This window comes from Desulfurispirillum indicum S5, assembly GCF_000177635.2.
Taxonomy (GTDB): domain Bacteria; phylum Chrysiogenota; class Chrysiogenetes; order Chrysiogenales; family Chrysiogenaceae; genus Desulfurispirillum; species Desulfurispirillum indicum.
Map to the genome: position 1 here is coordinate 2,612,670 of NC_014836.1, position 15,788 is coordinate 2,628,457.

The 15,788-nt window shown below is 55.9% G+C and carries 14 protein-coding genes; 12 read left to right on the top strand and 2 right to left on the bottom strand.

All coding sequences use genetic code 11. From position 1 onward, the window contains the following. Positions 1 to 43: 43 nt before the first annotated feature. Positions 44 to 1,771, bottom strand: coding sequence for an acyl-CoA carboxylase subunit beta (locus tag SELIN_RS12200; RefSeq protein ID WP_013506951.1), 1,728 nt, complete (start codon positions 1,769 to 1,771; stop codon positions 44 to 46). Between the two features lie 646 nt (positions 1,772 to 2,417). On the opposite strand from SELIN_RS12200, the gene tgt reads away from it, so the two are divergent. The 8 genes from tgt to SELIN_RS12240 all read left to right on the top strand — a co-directional run bounded on the left by tgt (position 2,418) and on the right by SELIN_RS12240 (position 9,461). Next, complete coding sequence (tgt, locus tag SELIN_RS12205) at positions 2,418 to 3,524, top strand: tRNA guanosine(34) transglycosylase Tgt (protein ID WP_013506952.1); 1,107 nt, start codon at positions 2,418 to 2,420, stop codon at positions 3,522 to 3,524. Between the two features lie 145 nt (positions 3,525 to 3,669). Then, complete coding sequence (gene yajC, locus SELIN_RS12210) at positions 3,670 to 3,948, top strand: preprotein translocase subunit YajC (RefSeq protein ID WP_013506953.1); 279 nt, start codon at positions 3,670 to 3,672, stop codon at positions 3,946 to 3,948. An 11-nt stretch (positions 3,949 to 3,959) separates the two neighbouring features. Further along, positions 3,960 to 5,507 carry a protein translocase subunit SecD gene (gene secD / locus SELIN_RS12215; RefSeq protein ID WP_013506954.1) on the top strand — a complete coding sequence of 516 codons (1,548 nt, stop codon included), beginning with the start codon at positions 3,960 to 3,962 and terminating at the stop codon, positions 5,505 to 5,507. 10 nt (positions 5,508 to 5,517) lie between these two features. Beyond that, positions 5,518 to 6,462, top strand: a complete 945-nt coding sequence (gene secF / locus SELIN_RS12220) for a protein translocase subunit SecF (protein WP_013506955.1) — start codon at positions 5,518 to 5,520, stop codon at positions 6,460 to 6,462. After that, positions 6,459 to 7,253 carry a sulfite exporter TauE/SafE family protein gene (locus SELIN_RS12225; RefSeq protein WP_013506956.1) on the top strand — a complete coding sequence of 265 codons (795 nt, stop codon included), beginning with the start codon at positions 6,459 to 6,461 and terminating at the stop codon, positions 7,251 to 7,253. The genes secF and SELIN_RS12225 overlap by 4 nt, the downstream gene beginning before the upstream one ends. Before the next feature lie 27 nt (positions 7,254 to 7,280). Further along, positions 7,281 to 7,760, top strand: a complete 480-nt coding sequence (locus tag SELIN_RS12230; protein WP_013506957.1) for a CBS domain-containing protein — start codon at positions 7,281 to 7,283, stop codon at positions 7,758 to 7,760. After that, on the top strand, positions 7,747 to 8,199 hold the full coding sequence (gene tsaE / locus SELIN_RS12235) for a tRNA (adenosine(37)-N6)-threonylcarbamoyltransferase complex ATPase subunit type 1 TsaE (protein WP_049871144.1): 453 nt from the start codon (positions 7,747 to 7,749) through the stop codon (positions 8,197 to 8,199). The genes SELIN_RS12230 and tsaE overlap by 14 nt, the downstream gene beginning before the upstream one ends. Before the next feature lie 2 nt (positions 8,200 to 8,201). Further along, on the top strand, positions 8,202 to 9,461 hold the full coding sequence (locus SELIN_RS12240) for a PilZ domain-containing protein (RefSeq protein WP_013506959.1): 1,260 nt from the start codon (positions 8,202 to 8,204) through the stop codon (positions 9,459 to 9,461). On the opposite strand, the gene SELIN_RS12245 is transcribed toward SELIN_RS12240, so the two are convergent. Continuing rightward, positions 9,427 to 10,200, bottom strand: a complete 774-nt coding sequence (locus SELIN_RS12245; RefSeq protein WP_013506960.1) for a HesA/MoeB/ThiF family protein — start codon at positions 10,198 to 10,200, stop codon at positions 9,427 to 9,429. The genes SELIN_RS12240 and SELIN_RS12245 overlap by 35 nt on opposite strands. A 259-nt stretch (positions 10,201 to 10,459) precedes the next feature. On the opposite strand from SELIN_RS12245, the gene SELIN_RS12250 reads away from it, so the two are divergent. From SELIN_RS12250 to SELIN_RS12270, 4 genes are all read left to right on the top strand, one after another. Beyond that, the gene (locus tag SELIN_RS12250; RefSeq protein ID WP_013506961.1) at positions 10,460 to 11,800 is read left to right on the top strand and encodes an aminotransferase class V-fold PLP-dependent enzyme; all 1,341 of its coding nucleotides are present in this window, start codon (positions 10,460 to 10,462) and stop codon (positions 11,798 to 11,800) included. Between the two features lie 1,262 nt (positions 11,801 to 13,062). Beyond that, positions 13,063 to 13,353, top strand: coding sequence for a DODA-type extradiol aromatic ring-opening family dioxygenase (locus SELIN_RS15575; RefSeq protein ID WP_083806049.1), 291 nt, complete (start codon positions 13,063 to 13,065; stop codon positions 13,351 to 13,353). 4 nt (positions 13,354 to 13,357) lie between these two features. After that, on the top strand, positions 13,358 to 14,560 hold the full coding sequence (locus tag SELIN_RS12265) for a Fic family protein (protein WP_041726115.1): 1,203 nt from the start codon (positions 13,358 to 13,360) through the stop codon (positions 14,558 to 14,560). A gap of 731 nt (positions 14,561 to 15,291) precedes the next feature. After that, the gene (locus SELIN_RS12270; RefSeq protein ID WP_013506964.1) at positions 15,292 to 15,486 is read left to right on the top strand and encodes a putative signal transducing protein; all 195 of its coding nucleotides are present in this window, start codon (positions 15,292 to 15,294) and stop codon (positions 15,484 to 15,486) included. Positions 15,487 to 15,788 lie beyond the last annotated feature (302 nt).

Genomic DNA, 15,788 nt, shown 5'->3' on the forward strand with positions numbered 1-15,788 from the left:
TATCTCCCTGTTCAGTGTCGTTGCTTGGTAAGAGAAGAGGCCATCAGTGGAATTCGCGCTGCACACACTGCATGGGCGAAGGCTTGTAGTGGCGCAGGAAGAAGTTCAGATTCTCACCCAGCACCTTGCGCAGATCCGTAGGCATGACAATGGAGGAGATTGATCCCAGGGCCAGGCCCTCTTTGGGATTCATGAGCTCCTTCTCATAGCGCTGGTTCAGGAGAGCTTCCTCAGCCCGCAGCCAGTCGTTCACCTCTTTTTCCGCATCGCGCTTGGCCAGCGCGCCGTCCATTCCGGCAGCAATACGCTCCTGGGTGCCCTGCTTGATCTTGCCGGCAACCGCAGCGCGCAGCTTGCGAACCTCATCCTTATAGACAAATTCCTTACCGGCAGGGCCCATAACCGCCAGGCGCGTCGTGGGCAGGGCCAGAACCAGGTCGGCACCGGTGGGATAGTTGTTGTAGGAGGCATAGGCACCGCCGAAGGCATTGCGCAGGATCAGCAGAATACGCGGAGTGCGCAGGTCAACGATGGAGTCCAGCATGGAGCGGCCCGCCTGCACAATACCGCGGGATTCCTGCTCGCGGCCGGGCAGGAAGCCGGTGGTGTCTTCCATGAAGATCACGGGAATATTGTAGATATTGCAGAAGCGGATAAAGCGGGCAATCTTCAGAGCAGCGTCCACGTCGATCTGACCGGAAGCCACCGCACTGTTATTGGCACAGAAGCCCACCACATTGCCACCCAGGCGACCGAAAGCCGTGATCACGCAGCGGGCGCGATCGGGCTGCAGCTCGATAAAGTCGCCAAAGTCGCAGATCTGCTGAATGATGATGGAGACGTCAAAGGGAGTATTGAAACCGGTTGGCGAATTGAACGCCTTTTTCAGCAGGGTATTGATCTCCCAGGTCTTGCGCTCCAGGGGGTCGCTGGTGGGCTGGAAGGGTGCCATCACGCTGTTGTTGTCGGGAATGTAGCTGAGCAGACGCACGGCGCGGCGCAGGGCGGCCACTTCATCGGCAACGGTGATATCCGCGACGCCGGACTGGCCGTGAACCTGAGGCCCACCCAGCTCTTCAGGGGTAATGTCCTCACCCAGAACCGATTTCACAACACCGGGGCCCGTCAGGCCGAAAAAGGTGTCATTGGGTTGGATGACAAAGCTGCCCTGACGGGGCAGGTAGCTGCCGCCACCAGCGTTAAAGCCGAACATGCACATGATACTGGGAACCACACCACTGATCTTGCGCAGGGCGGTGAAGGCTTCAGCATAGCCGTCCAGACCACCCACGCCGGCCGGAACGAAAGCACCGGCACTGTCGTTCATGCCGATCAGGGGAATCCCCTTTTCGCCAGCCATGTAAAACAGGCGGGCCAGCTTGTTGCCATTGGTGGCATCCATGGAACCGGCGCGTACCGTGAAGTCGTGACCGTATACGGCCACATCCCGGCCACCGATATTCAGAATCCCCGTGACCAGGGAAGCGCCATCAAGGTTCTTGCCCCAGTTCTGGTAGAGGATATTGGGCTCCTGATCCGTGAGCACCCGAATGCGCTCCCACACGGTCATGCGCTTTTTGAAATGCTGCTTTTCGATCTGGCCGATGGAAACGGATTTGATGGGACGTTGAATAAGCTCGTAGCCTTCTTTCATGGCCTCTTCATAGGGGCCGGTCTTGGCGCTGGCTACTTCGCCTGGAATGTTGAAGTCGATGACTTCAGGTGGAGCAAAAGGATTTTTTAACGAAGGTCGGACTTTGGTCTTGGACATTGCAGCCATCCTTAATGAGATTGATGATAGGAAACTTCCCCCCACTCAACGGATTGCAAATCAAACCCAGGCGCAGCCGTGGAAACGACCAGCACCCAGAGGAGCAGCAAACCGGAAAAGCACGGGAGCGCACACGCGACATACGCCGCATCGTGCGGTAAGGTGACAAGAAAACGCTGAGCCAGAAACGGAACGACGTTCCCCTCGGAAAGCAACAGCGAATAGCCTGCCCCGCCCAATCAGATCACACCATAAATAGCGCAATCTGCTCGGACATAATGAAACTCATCAGCCAGGCGAAATAGAACTGCTTTTTATTGTTCCTCGACAATAGTTGAAAATGTAAACGTTGTCAATCATTATTTTTACACAGTTACCTGCGGAAATATCGCCCATCGCCAAAACTCAAACTTCGGTAAAAAAAAAGGATATAGAACGGCTCTCGCAAAAATATAACGCCGTTATCAAATGATACAACCGACTGCACCACAACCGGGCCACACGCACAGCCAGAAGCCAGACTCCCCCGGCACCGGAATGCCCCTCGCACCTTCGCCGGATGCTCACCGGTCTGCCTTGCATCCGCGCTCCCAGTGTACTATAGTGGGCGCCTTCAACAGCTCAACGCAAACCGGTGCCACACATTATGCAGTCTCTTTCTTTTCAGCTGAAACACACCTGCGGGCAGGCCCGCGCTGGAACCGTCACCACCAGGCACGGAACCATACACACCCCCATCTTCATGCCCGTCGGCACCCAGGCCACCGTCAAAGCCCTCTCGCCCCGCGAGCTGGATGAGGCCCAGGCCCAGATCATCCTCGGCAACACCTACCACCTGTACCTGCGCCCCGGCCACGAGCTGGTCAAGCGCTTCGGCGGCCTGCACGGATTCATGAACTGGCCCAAGCCCATCCTCACCGACAGCGGCGGCTACCAGGTCTTCAGCCTGGGCAGCCTGCGCAAAATCACCGAAGAGGGCGTGGAATTCCGCAGCCACATCGACGGCAGCAGACACTTCATCAGCCCCGAGAAATCCCTGGAAATACAGCAGGCACTGGGCTCTGACATCATGATGGTCTTCGACGAATGCCCGCCCAGCACCGCCGACCGCGGCTATATCGAGAAGAGCCTGGCCATGACCCTGCGCTGGGCGTCCCGCAGCAGAACAGCCTGGACAAACCGTCAGCAACAGGCGCTTTTTGGCATCATTCAAGGTGGACTTTACCCTGATTTGCGCCTACAATCCCTGTCGGCTTTAGTGGAGATGGACTTTCCCGGCTACGCCATCGGCGGCCTCAGCGTCGGCGAACCACCGGAAAAAATGTACGAGGTGGTGGAGCACATCGCGCCAGCCATGCCCGCTGATCGTCCGCGCTACCTCATGGGCGTGGGAACACCGGTCGATCTGATCCAGTGCATCGATCGCGGCGTGGACATGTTTGACTGTGTCATGCCTACGCGCAATGCCCGCAACGGCACCCTGTTCACCTCGACAGGCAAGGTCAACATCAAGAATGCCCGTTACGCCGAGGATCACGAGCCCCTGGACAGCCAGTGTTCCTGCTATACCTGCCGCAACTTCTCGCGGGGATACCTGCGCCACCTCTACCAGTGCGGCGAAATACTGGGGCTTCGGCTGAACACACTCCACAATATCCACTACTACCTGCAGTTAATGGCAGGCGCGCGCGCCGCCATTGCTGACGGAACCTGGAACCGCTGGAAAAACCAGCAGCTTGACATTTACAAGTGATTTACATACAAATAGTTGCGCTGCGAGCCTAAAAAGAGGGCACTCCCAGCGGAGGCTGCGAGGACAGACGTTTTCCACAGCATTACCAACAAAAACCCCCAGGGTTATCAACAATTTTTGTGAAAAAACACAAGGAGCATTTACTATGGAAGGCTTTTCCGCACTCATTCCCCTCATCCTCATGTTCGCGATTTTCTGGTTCCTGATCATTGCCCCCCAGCGCAAGCAACGCAAAAAGCACCAGGACATGGTGAACAACCTGCAGGTGGGCGATGAAATCGTCACCCTGGGTGGATTCTACGGCCATGTCACCCGCGTTGAACCCGAAGTGATCTTTGTCAAGCTGGGACAGAACATGGAAGCCAAGCTGCGCCGCATGAACGTGGCGGAAGTGGTGCGCAAAGCCCAGCGTACCGCTGAGTAAGAGCGCGGAGTATGGATGGCAAGCTTATAGCCAAACTCCTGCTCATCGCTGCCGTTATCGGCTTCTGCATTCACCTGGCCACCCCGCTGAACGAAAAGATCGCCCTTGGCCTCGATCTGCAGGGCGGCATGCACCTGGCCCTTGACGTCGACACCGAGCAGGCCGTCGAGCGCAAACTGGACGCCATGACCAACGCCCTGCGCCTGGAAGCACAGCAGCAGCACCTGGTCATCGGCACCATCCAGCGCCGTGGCATGCAGATTCTGATACCCGTGCCCTACGCGGAGGAAAAGGCCGAATTCAAACGCCTGATGCAACGCCGCTATGGTCAGCTTGAACTCCAGGACGAGCAGCCGGAGCTGCTCGTCTATGGGTACACCACCTACGATATCGAAGAGATCAAGGAGCTGGCCGTAGGCCAGGCCCTTGAGACCATTCGCAACCGTATCGACCAGTTCGGCGTCAGTGAACCCACCGTGCAGAAGCAGGGCGACCGGCGCATCATCATTGAACTGCCCGGCGTTGAAGACGTGGATCGCGCGGTGGAGCTCATCGGCCGCACCGCCATGCTGGAGTTCCGCCTGGTAAACGAGAACGTCTCGACCCGGGACGCCCTGGACGGCTTCCTGCCCGAGAACTCCGAGGTTCTCTACCAGCGCCACATGGACCCCCAGACCAACACCGAAGTGGACCGCACCCCCTTTGTCCTCTACCGCGACGTCATCTTCACCGGTGACCGCCTGCTGGACGCGCGGGTGCGCTTTGACCCCCAGTTCAATACGCCCTACGTCTCCATCACCCTGGATGGCGAAGGAGCACGCCTGTTCGCCGATGTCACCGGCAGGAACGTGGGCAGACGTCTGGCCATCGTGCTAGACGGCCATGTGCACTCCGCCCCGGTCATCAACGAGCGCATTCCTTCGGGACAGGCCTCCATCAGCGGCCAGTTCACCATGGAACAGGCCACGGATCTCAGCATTGTGCTGCGCTCAGGCAGCCTGCCCGCCCCCGTTGACATCGTGGAGAACCGCACCGTGGGGCCAACCCTGGGGCAGGACTCCATCGACAAGGGCATTCTCTCTGTCACCATTGGCATGGCCCTCGTTCTGCTGTTCATGGTGGCCTACTACCGACTCTCCGGCCTGCTGGCCAACATGGCTCTGCTGATGAATCTGATTATCCTGATGGGTCTGCTGGCCTATTTCGGCGCCACTCTCACCCTGCCGGGCATAGCGGGTATTATTCTGACCATCGGTATCGCCGTGGATGCCAACGTGCTGATCTTTGAACGCATCCGGGAGGAATTGCGTCGGGGAGCTTCACCGCGCCTGGCCATTGAAGAGGGTTACGCCAAAGCGTTCAGCACCATTCTTGACGCCAATATCACCACCCTGATTGTGGCAGTGATTCTCTTCCAATTTGGGACTGGACCTATCAAGGGCTTTGCAGTAACCCTGAGCATTGGCATCCTGGCCAGCATGTTCACCGCCATTCTGTGTACGCGGGCCATTTACGAACTGATACTTGTCTATAAACCCATCCGTAAACTCAGTATATAGGGGAGGAACCATGCGACTTCGTTTCTATTACATCCCCTTTATGCGGCTGCGCACCTACGCCGTCGCGGTGTCAGCCATTCTCGTCGCCATTGCACTTATCTCCATGGGAACGCGTGGCCTGAACTTCGGTATCGACTTCACCGGCGGTGCCCTGGTGCAGCTGGAGTTCCAGCAGCCACCAGTCATAGAGGAGATTCGCAGTCATCTTTCTGCCGTAGGGTTGGGGGACAGTACGATTCAGCACTTTGGCTCCGACCGCGAAATCCTGGTACGCGCTCCCATCATCAGCGACGAAAGCGCAGCAGCCATGGAGCTCATTTCCCTGATTCGCGAGACCCTCAGCGCCCAGTACGGTGATCAGATGGATGTACTGCGCATCGAGACCGTCGGCCCCCGGGTGGGAGGTGAACTGCGTGAGCAGGGAACCTACGCCATCCTCTACGCCCTATTAGCCATCGTTGCCTATATCTGGTGGCGCTACGAGCTGAATTTCGGCGTGGCAGCGGTTATCGCCCTGGTGCACGATGTCGTCATCACCCTCGGAATCTTCAGCCTGGCGGGTGTAACCTTCTCATTGCCGGTACTGGCTGCCATACTGACCGTCATTGGCTACTCTCTTAACGACACGATTGTGGTCTTTGACCGCATCCGGGAAAACCTCTATATCCCGGAAGGAAAAGAAAAGCCGAGCATTATCTCCATTATCAACACCTCCATCACCGAAACCCTCTCCCGTACCATACTCACCAGTGGTACGACCCTGATTGTTGTCGCAGTTCTCTACTTCTTCGGCGGGGAAGTGATCAATGGCTTTGCCTTTACCCTGCTGGTGGGCATTATTGTGGGGACCTATTCCTCCATCTTCGTGGCTTCCCTCCTGCTGGTCTATTGGCGGCCCAGGTATATTGAGCCACACTTGAAGAAGCTGCAGGAAAAGCCTGAAGAGGTTGTATGAGTTTTGACCCCGCCCTGATACCCTTGTTTCTGGCCCTCGGCGCCATCACAGGCTTTCTGGCGGCCCTGCTGGGCATCGGCGGCGGGATTATCTATGTTCCGGTTCTGACCTTCATGCTGCCCTGGCTGACGGGCAATGGCGATGACTTCATCCGGGTCGCCATTGCCACCAGCCTGCTGGTGGTTCTCCTCAGCTCCATCTCCAGCAGCCTGGCCAATCTGCGCGCCCACAACGTCCACCTGCCCCTGCTCAGGCGCGCCCTGGTCAGTGGGCTGATCGGCGCCTTTATCGGCTCCCAGTTCGGCACCCTGCTGCCCGCAGCTCTCCTGAAGATCTCCTTTGCCCTGCTGCTGTTCTACGTGGGCTACCGCCTGATGGCATCGGCGGGCAAGCCGGAGTATGTGGACGGTGAAGATATCCTGGACTGGCGACGCGTCTTCCCCATCTCCGCCTTTACCGGGCTGATCACCTCCACCTTCGGCGTGGGCGGCGGATTTTTCAGTGTGCCGGCCTTCAACCAGTGGTGCCACATCTCCTTGCGCAAGTGCGTGGGCACCTCCAGCACCATGATTTTTTTCAACTCCCTGATGGGAGTTTTCGGCTACCTGCTGGGGCAAAGTATCACTGGACTTCCGCTGATTCGTTATGATATTGCAATCGTGATTGCCATTGGAGCCATGGCAGCCGCTCCACTGGGCATTCACCTCCTGGGAAAGGTCAATCTCAGCCTCTTCCGCAGGTTCTTCGCACTGCTGGTATTTGCCTCTGCCATCAACCTCCTGGTACATTGACACGCAAACATTCCCAAAGGAGTTCCCATGACCACAGCCAAGGATATCATGAGCACCAGCCCCATCTGCGTTGCCCCCGACCACTCCATCAAGGATACCGCCCGCCTCTTTCTGGAAAAGGACATTTCCGGCGCGCCGGTTCTGGATGCCAGCGGCAAGCTGGTGGGCATCATCACCAAAAAGGATATCATCGACACCATCAAGGAGCTGAAACTGCCCCGCATGATCAACCTCTTTGACGCCATCATCTACCTGGAAAACACCGAAGAGTACAACCACGAGCTGGGCAAGATCTCTGCCGTGCAGGTGGCCGAAGCCATGACCCGCAAAGTGGTCACCGTCGATCCCCAGACGGATATCGCCAAAGTGGCCGGCATTCTTTCGGAAAGCCACGTTCACATGGTTCCCGTTGTGGATGAGGGCAACCGCGTCCAGGGAATCGTCAGCACTACCGATATAATGAGAGCAATTGCCTATGACAACGGAAATAAAGGTGACAACCAGTAGCGAGGATGATACCTTTTCCCTGGGCGAAACAATCGCTTCGAGGATTCCAGGCCCGATCATCATCGGCCTGAAAGGACAGCTCGGCGCGGGCAAAACCACCCTGGTCAAGGGCATTGCCCGCGGGCTCGGCATAGACCCCGATACGGTGACCTCACCCACCTACTCCATCGCCCAGCACTATGAAGCTTCGCCCCACTCGCTGTGTCACTGCGACCTCTACCGCCTCCACAGCGAAGACGACTTTTACCACAGCGGTATAGACGAAATGCTTGAAGATGCCATCGCCGTTGTCGAATGGCCGGAAATGCTGCCAGCAGCCATAACCACATCTTCCGCTTACGGCGAAATCACGCTGAGCGCGATATCTGAACACGAGCGACTGGTTTCGCTCAGACTCCCCTTCTGGGCAGAAGGACAGGAACTCCCTGCAGGTGAATAGCAGTGCTGAAAAAACTCTTCGGTAAACGCTCCCAGGAGAGCGTCTCCCCCCAGATACTGGAACTCTTCACCAGAGCCGTTGAACGCAACGAGCCCCTTGACGTGTTTCTGGGGGATACCGATGCCTATGACGGATACCGCAAACTGGGCAAGGAAGCGCCCTTCCGCAGCTCCGCCATGGCTGAGCTGGACAGCGCGGAGCACATCCTGAAAATCGAGTACGTCTTTCCCCGCACACCGGTATTCAGGAGCAACCCCATCATGCTCTTCTTCTCCGTGGACGGGGTCATGTTCTACTGCTCCACCACCATAGCCGCCGTTGACCGCGAAAATGACATCATCAGCGTCCACCTGCCCACCAAGGTGCACCGCAACGAGCGCCGCAAAGTCTTCCGGGTGCGCATATCCCAGTACAATATCCGCTGCTCCCTGAAGAACATCTCCAAAACCGAGCTGGCCCACAGCCAGGGCCAGGTCAAGGCCTTTGACTATGACGGCAAGGCCTATGACATCTCGGAAGGCGGCCTCTTTTTCATGTCCTTTGCCACCATGACCCTGGATATCAACGATGTGGTCTACCTGGAGTTCACCCTGCCCGGCATCGACCTGCTGCCGCGCACCAGCGTCAAGGTGCTGGCCCGCGTCGCCCACATCAAGAGCTTTAACCGCTTCTGTGGCCTGGAATTCTTTACGGAAAAGTCCAAGAACGTGCCCTACGTCTCCCAGTATCCCTACCTGGTGGACAGCTCGCTGATGCAGCACTTTGCCCGCTTCTGCCGCGCCGCCAACATCAGCAACCTGGAATCCGAAAACCTGATGGAGCGCACCCAGCAACCCTCAGCCGAAGCCACCCTGCAGGCTGCCGCCCAGGAGCGCCGCGACGTCGTCATCATCGGCGACCGCAGCTCCACCTATTACAACAACGAGGAATTCGAGCAGCGCTACCGCAAGCACTACCTCAGCGATGAACGGGAAATACTGGATTTTCTTGAGGAAAATGAAGACTGCTTTGTCATATTCGACAACCTGGTCACCGCCAAAGAACGCAGGTGCGACTTCACCTGGAGCGCGTTCATCAAGACCCTGCGCTCAAAGAACCTCTTTCACCCCGTCTTTGTCATCGACTCCGACCCCATGGAAAAGCTGAAAAAGCAGAAGCTGCAGGAGTACAAGATCTTCCACTGCTGCCGTTTCGATATCACCAACCCCGCCGACCTGCTCAAGCAGATCAGAACGCTGCTGCCAGCTGTTCAAAAGTCCTGATCTTCGGACTCTCGCCGCACAGGGGACAGTGGGGATCTCTGCTGATTTTCGTCTTCCGGAAGTGCATCACCAGGGCATCAAAGCCCAGCAGCGTATTATAGAGAGGCTCACCGGCACCGGTGAGGTACTTGATGGCTTCCGTCGCCTGAATCGTGCCCAGCATACCCGCCACCGAACCCAGCACCCCCAGCTCCACCCGCTTCTCTTCGCGCGCCGGCGCTTCAGGAAAGAGACAGCGCAGACAGGCCGTCTGGCCGGGATTCACCGTCAGCGTCTGGCCCGTAAACTCCCGGATACCCCCGTGGGAAAAGGGCTGCCCCACCAGCACACAGGCATCATTCACCAGAAACTTCACGTGGATATTGTCCGTCGCCTCCACCACAAAGTCGTAGGGCTCCATCACCTCGGCGATATTCTCCGGCGTAATCCACTGGTGGTACACCTTCACATCCACATCGGGATTGATATTGCGCAGACGGGCGCGCGCCGAGAACACCTTGGGCGTATCCAGATCGGGCGTGCCATGGAGAATCTGCCGCTGCAGATTGGAAATATCCACCACATCCGCATCGGCAATGCCAAGGTGCCCCACACCCGCCGCCGCCAGATACATGGAAACCGGCGAACCAAGACCCCCGGCACCAATCACCAGCACCCGCGAATCCAGCAGCCTGCGCTGCCCCGCCTCGCCGATCTGGGGCAATTGCACATTGCGACGGTAGCGACCCTGGACATCCATGCAAACCTCCTGAAAAGTGTTTTGACCTGTTTTAAGGAGTGCAGTATAGTGAGTAAACCCGAGAATGTCTACCATCATTGACGGTTTACTCAAGATTCTGTCTCGGGCGAATTTGCGCAGGGACAAAATGTAACTGCATGGCTCCGGTACTTTTTGAACGCGCAAAAAGTACAGCGAACGGTCATGAAACATTGCCTTCCTTTGAGCCTTGGTGGCTCTTGTGTAAAACCCTTCCAAAAAAACAGCGTGATGGATACTTATGAAAAACCTCTTCCGCCGCCTTCTGCCATCGGAGCACCCCTTCCAGGAGCTTCGCCAGAATGTCATAAAAGCCCCCGATACCTACTACTTCGACTTCACAGCTACAGGCCTTGGCTACCAGCCCATCGAGGAGCGCATCGCCGAGGCGATGCAGGACTACGCCAATACCCACTCCAAAATCGCCCGCTCGGCAGCCCTCACCTCGTCGCGCTACGATGTGGCTCGCTCGCGCCTCAAGGATTTCCTCGGCATCAACAACGAGTTTGCCCTGCTGCCCTGCGGCAATGGCTCCACCGCCGCCATGAAGAAGTTTCAGGAACTGCTGGGCATCTACATTCCCCCCGCCACCCGCAAACGCCTGGGCATTGCCATTGACCCCGAGCAGCTGCCCGTCTTTCTCATCGGCCCCCAGGAACACCACTCCAACGAAATCAGCCTGCGGGAAACCGGCGCCACCGTCATCCGCATTCCCCTGAACGCCCAGGGCACCATCAACCTGGACACTCTGCGCGCCGAAGCCGCCCGCCACGCCCACCGTCAGATCATCGGCTCCTTCTCCACCGCCTCCAACGTCAGCGGCGACCTGCTGCCCTGGGAAGAAGTCTCGCGCATCATCCGCCAGCACCAGGGCCTGGTATGCTTCGATATGGCCGCATCTTCGCCCTACATGAACATCGACAACAGCCTCTATGACGCCGCCTTCCTCTCGCCCCACAAACTGCTGGGCGGCCCCGGCAGCTGCGGACTGCTGGCCATCCGCCGTACCCTGGTGGACACCAGCCTGCCCCCCACCTTCGGTGGAGGCGGAACCGTGGGATACGTCTCCCGCCAGCAGCACGATTTTGTGGAAAACCTGGAGCAGCGCGAAGACGCCGGAACCCCCGGCATCCTGCAACTCCTGCGCGCCAGCTTTGCCTACCAGCTGCGCAACGAAGTGGGCTTCGCCTTCATGGAACAACGCAAAAACAACCTCAGCAGCGTCTTCCTGGAAGGCCTGGGAAATATCGGCAGCCACACCATCTACGGCCCCGCCCAGGACATCCCGCGCATCAGCACCTTCGCCCTCAACTTTGAAGGCGTCAGCCCCTACAGCCTCTGCGAACACCTCTCCGAACTCTACCGCATCGAAACCCGCCCCGGCTGCAGCTGCGCCGGCCCCTACGGCCACGACCTGCTGAACATGCCCGACGACCACGACCTCGCCCGCAAACCCGCCTGGTTGCGCGTCAGCATCCACTACACCCACTCCCTCGAAGACGTGGAATACCTGCTGGAAAGCCTGCGCAAAGCCGTCAACGCCCTGCGCGGCAGGGAAGACCAGAAATGGGAAGCGTGCTGAAGCTGGGGGATAGGGGCTGGAGAATAGAGAGAGAGGAAAAGGCAGGGAGAGATTGAACCACGGAAAACACGGAAGGCACGGAAAAAGAGAGAAAGACATACCTCTCGCCAAGGCGCAAAGTCGCCAAGGAAAGGCAGGAGGATAAAACCGCAGAGGGTGTTTTTTACCGCGAATGAACGCAAATGGACGCGAATAACTTCCAGTATGAGCAGCCAGTAAGAGGGTTTACCACAGATGAACGCCGATTAACGCAGATGAATGCAGGGGAGCGGGGGTACGGAAAAGAGAGAAAAACATGCCTCTCGCCAAGGCGCAAAGTCGCCAAGGAAAGGCAGGAGGATAAAACCGCAGAGGGTGTTTTTTACCGGTAGAGTAGAGAGCAGGTTTCACCCTGCTCCCCCTCCTCAAACCGGACATGCGGATTTCCCGCATCCGGCTTTCCTGCTGCCTTCACCTGAAGGAACACGCAGAATTATCTGCTTCGCCTGCAGGTACAGCTGCTTCATCAGACCAGGGATTCTTCCGGCAGCATGGCTTTTCCATTACGGGTACTCACGACTCTGCAGGGTTTGTTATCGAGTGAGTCCACTCAAGCAAACATCCCATTTGCCAATAACTCAGCATGACAACAGTAAGGCCCCTTCGCTCCACCAGCATTACCCGGTTTCAGCACTACTATGGGCCTCTCCGACTCCCACATTACAGGAAAACATGGTTATGCATTCCCATGCACCCTTTTGGCTCGAAGCCACAGCAATATGGGCCTCCCAGGTTCCTGACCAATCTGTCGGTACGCGCTGCCTCCAACCACCCCGGAGAGTCCGATGCATGCACTTGTCTGTTGCTTCTGCAACGATTATAGGCTTCACCTCATTCGGCAGGATGGCCACTCTCAATTAGCGTTAACGAGGCCGAATCGAGTTCACTTGCGTTGCGGCTCGCACCTTCGCAGTTACGGGGCTTCGTACAGAAGATTACTCCGATGCACGCCCGGCTGCTACATAGTCAAACAGACAATTACTATGGTAAGCTCCTTTCAGCTTACGAGATTGGCCAGACTTAGCCTGGCGCACCGAATGAACGCAAATGGACGCGAATAACTTCCAGTATGAGCAGCCAGTAAGAGGGCTTACCACAGATGAACGCAGATTCACGCAGATGAATACAGGGGAGCGGGGGTACGGAAAAGAGAGAAAAACATGCCCCTCGCCAAGGCGCAAAGCCGCCAGGGAAAGGCAGGAGGATAAAGCCGCAGAGGGGATATAACCCTCACGGCAGCAAGCCGACCGGAGTTGATCTACGATTACTACGGGTTTCCGGCCGAATCCTACCAGGTTGAATACCCTGCCGCCGGTGAACCGCTTCTGGCGCGAACAATAGCGCAGCAACTGGAAAAAAACGGCATTGAAGCAACCCTTCACGCGTCGAGGGGTTTTGATCACGGCATCCTTGTGTTGTTGTGCGCGCTATGGCCGCCTCGACGCACTCCATATCTCGCGCCTGAGAGATATGGAGTGCGACTTTCCTTTCTTATTTCAAAAAAAATGATATAACCTCTTGGAAGGCTTCCATAAATCGCAGTCGCGAGATAAGAAAGGCAAAGCCATGCGCAGTGGCCAATTTAAAAAAATGCCCGTTGGTTACACGGCTTTTTTCCCCGCCCCTCTCCCGCCGGTTCCGCAGATCAGCCTGGAAGGTGATCTTGCTCTGTTGCTTTCCGAAGCGGATCGCGCCTTGGGGGCGCTGAATGTCGTTGTCACGGTTCTGCCCAATCCCGATCTGCTGGTCGGGATGTTTATACAGAAAGAAGCACTGCTCAGTTCCCAGATCGAGGGAACGCAATCGTCGCTGGTTGACGTACTGGGTGCGGATGAAGACCATGTTCCGACTGCGGACGTAGGCGAAGTCATCAATTATGTCAAGGCCATGCGCCATGGATTGAAACGACTCCAGGAGGATGATTTCCCCATGTCGCTGCGCTTGATCCGGGAAATTCACGGGGTGCTGATGCAGCAGGTGCGGGGAGGAAACCCCAATCTGACCCCAGGGGAATTCCGCCGCATGCAGAACTGGATCGGTGGGACCAGCCCCGCCAACGCCCGATTTGTTCCGCCGCCCGTCGAGGCCATGCACGATGCGCTGGCGGCTTTCGAGCGGTACCTGCACGAGGACGACGCCCTGCCGCCGCTGATCCGCTGTGGCTTGCTCCATTACCAGTTTGAAACCATCCACCCGTTCAACGACGGCAATGGCCGGGTAGGGCGTCTGCTGATTACACTTTATCTGGTCTGGAAGGGGATTCTCGATGAGCCGATGCTCTATCTGAGCGCCTATCTGAAGACCCATCAACAGGAATATTACGATCGCCTGACCCAGGTCAGGGTGGAAGGTAACTTCGAGGCCTGGATCCGTTTTTTCCTCGAAGGAATTCGTGACGTCTCCCTGATGGTGTTGCAGACGACCAAAAGGATTCAGCTTCTCGAAAGGGAGGATTCGGATCGTCTGGTGGCTCATGGAGAAGGATCTTATGGTCTCACCCTGCTGCGTGGTTTGATGCGCCAGCCTGTGGTCATGGTCAATGACGTCGCCCGCATGGTCGGTGTCAGTTACACCAAGGCCAATGCCTTGATCGCCACCTGCGAAGATCTCGGCATCTTGCGCCAACGGGGAACCGGAAAGAGAAACCGGAAGTTTATCTACCATGCCTACGTGGAGATTTTGAGTGAGGGGACGGAACTGATTTCGGGTGTTGATGGATAAATTGGTGGCGGGATTCAGGGAGCGTTGGTCGGGGGAGGGTTTGTGAGGAAGCAGAGTTTGGCCCGGCTGATATAAATTTGCTGTGGAACGCCAGCTCCTTAAGCCGCCAAGAAAAGGCAAGAGGATAAAACCGCAGATGTTTTTTACCGCGAATGAACGCAAATGGACGCGAATAACTTCTAGAATAAACAGCCTGTAAGAGGGCTTACCACAGATGAACGCAGATTCACGCAGATGAATGCAGGAGAGCGAAGGCACGGAAAAAGAGAGAAAGACATACCTCTCGCCAAGTCGCAAAGTCGCCAAGGAAAGGCAGGAAGACTAGCTACGGGTCGGACCCGTCAATAATTCTGGCACATAAAACCGATCTGAACGCAGAGCGTTTAAATGAGACGCTCCAAGTATAGAATCACGCATCTGTCAATTCCATGGAAGTTAATGGTATTCCTGTAACATTTATTCTGATACCATACGGACTGAATCAACTGGCGTGGCAATGCAGAGCTTCAGCAGTACGGTTTTTCCAATTGTGGATTTGACGGAGAAACTGGCCCGGATAAAAACCTGACAGTAAAGCACGGTTTATGAAAGAGTTACAGGGCGCGCAGTCTGGCGGGAATTTTTATCCGTCACTTTGTACGGTTTTCGAAAAAGTGCATAGCGTCACTTTTGACGCCTAAATATAGTTAGATTGGCGCTGCGCGCGCGGAGAAATAATAGGGAGATAGAATATGAAAGAGATTGCTCGCTTTAACACAAGAATAGAAGCAGAAATGTGGTGTGTAGCACTAAAAGAAAAAAATATTCCATATATTCTTCAAGGAAATGATTATGGAGGTGCTAATCCTTTAGTGGGGATGATTAATGGCGTAAAAGTTCTTGTTGCTGATGAAATGATTGATCAAATAGAAAATATTCTCAAGTAGCTAAAGTGTTGGCTTTATCGCTTCACGTGCGGAAATTAAGAAAATCATTAAAAAAGAATTAGTTTTTCAAGAAGAAAAGCAATATTTCATGAAGAAAGAATTTGCTTGTCAAATGGAGAAAAGTTTATTCGAAAAGAAGAAATAAATATGAATGGTTTGACAGGAAGAGAACAAATATTTCAGAAAGAAGAACAGGTCAAGTTCCTTATTTGTCATGATTAGAAGATTTGGTTACGCAAAGATAAATAGAGAATAGATTAGTTTGTCAAAAGGAAGAAATAGTTCAGAAAAAGTAAAGATAA

What these genes read in the sequence shown, in the direction of transcription:
- secD (WP_013506954.1), top strand. Translation starts at nt 3,960, where the DNA reads ATGGATGGCAAGCTTATAGCCAAACTCCTGCTCATCGCTGCCGTTATC.
- secF (WP_013506955.1), top strand. Translation starts at nt 5,518, where the DNA reads ATGCGACTTCGTTTCTATTACATCCCCTTTATGCGGCTGCGCACCTAC.
- yajC (WP_013506953.1), top strand. Translation starts at nt 3,670, where the DNA reads ATGGAAGGCTTTTCCGCACTCATTCCCCTCATCCTCATGTTCGCGATT.
- SELIN_RS12245 (WP_013506960.1), bottom strand. Translation starts at nt 10,200, where the DNA reads ATGGATGTCCAGGGTCGCTACCGTCGCAATGTGCAATTGCCCCAGATC.
- SELIN_RS12250 (WP_013506961.1), top strand. Translation starts at nt 10,460, where the DNA reads ATGAAAAACCTCTTCCGCCGCCTTCTGCCATCGGAGCACCCCTTCCAG.
- SELIN_RS12270 (WP_013506964.1), top strand. Translation starts at nt 15,292, where the DNA reads ATGAAAGAGATTGCTCGCTTTAACACAAGAATAGAAGCAGAAATGTGG.
- SELIN_RS12230 (WP_013506957.1), top strand. Translation starts at nt 7,281, where the DNA reads ATGACCACAGCCAAGGATATCATGAGCACCAGCCCCATCTGCGTTGCC.
- SELIN_RS12200 (WP_013506951.1), bottom strand. Translation starts at nt 1,771, where the DNA reads ATGTCCAAGACCAAAGTCCGACCTTCGTTAAAAAATCCTTTTGCTCCA.
- SELIN_RS12225 (WP_013506956.1), top strand. Translation starts at nt 6,459, where the DNA reads ATGAGTTTTGACCCCGCCCTGATACCCTTGTTTCTGGCCCTCGGCGCC.
- tgt (WP_013506952.1), top strand. Translation starts at nt 2,418, where the DNA reads ATGCAGTCTCTTTCTTTTCAGCTGAAACACACCTGCGGGCAGGCCCGC.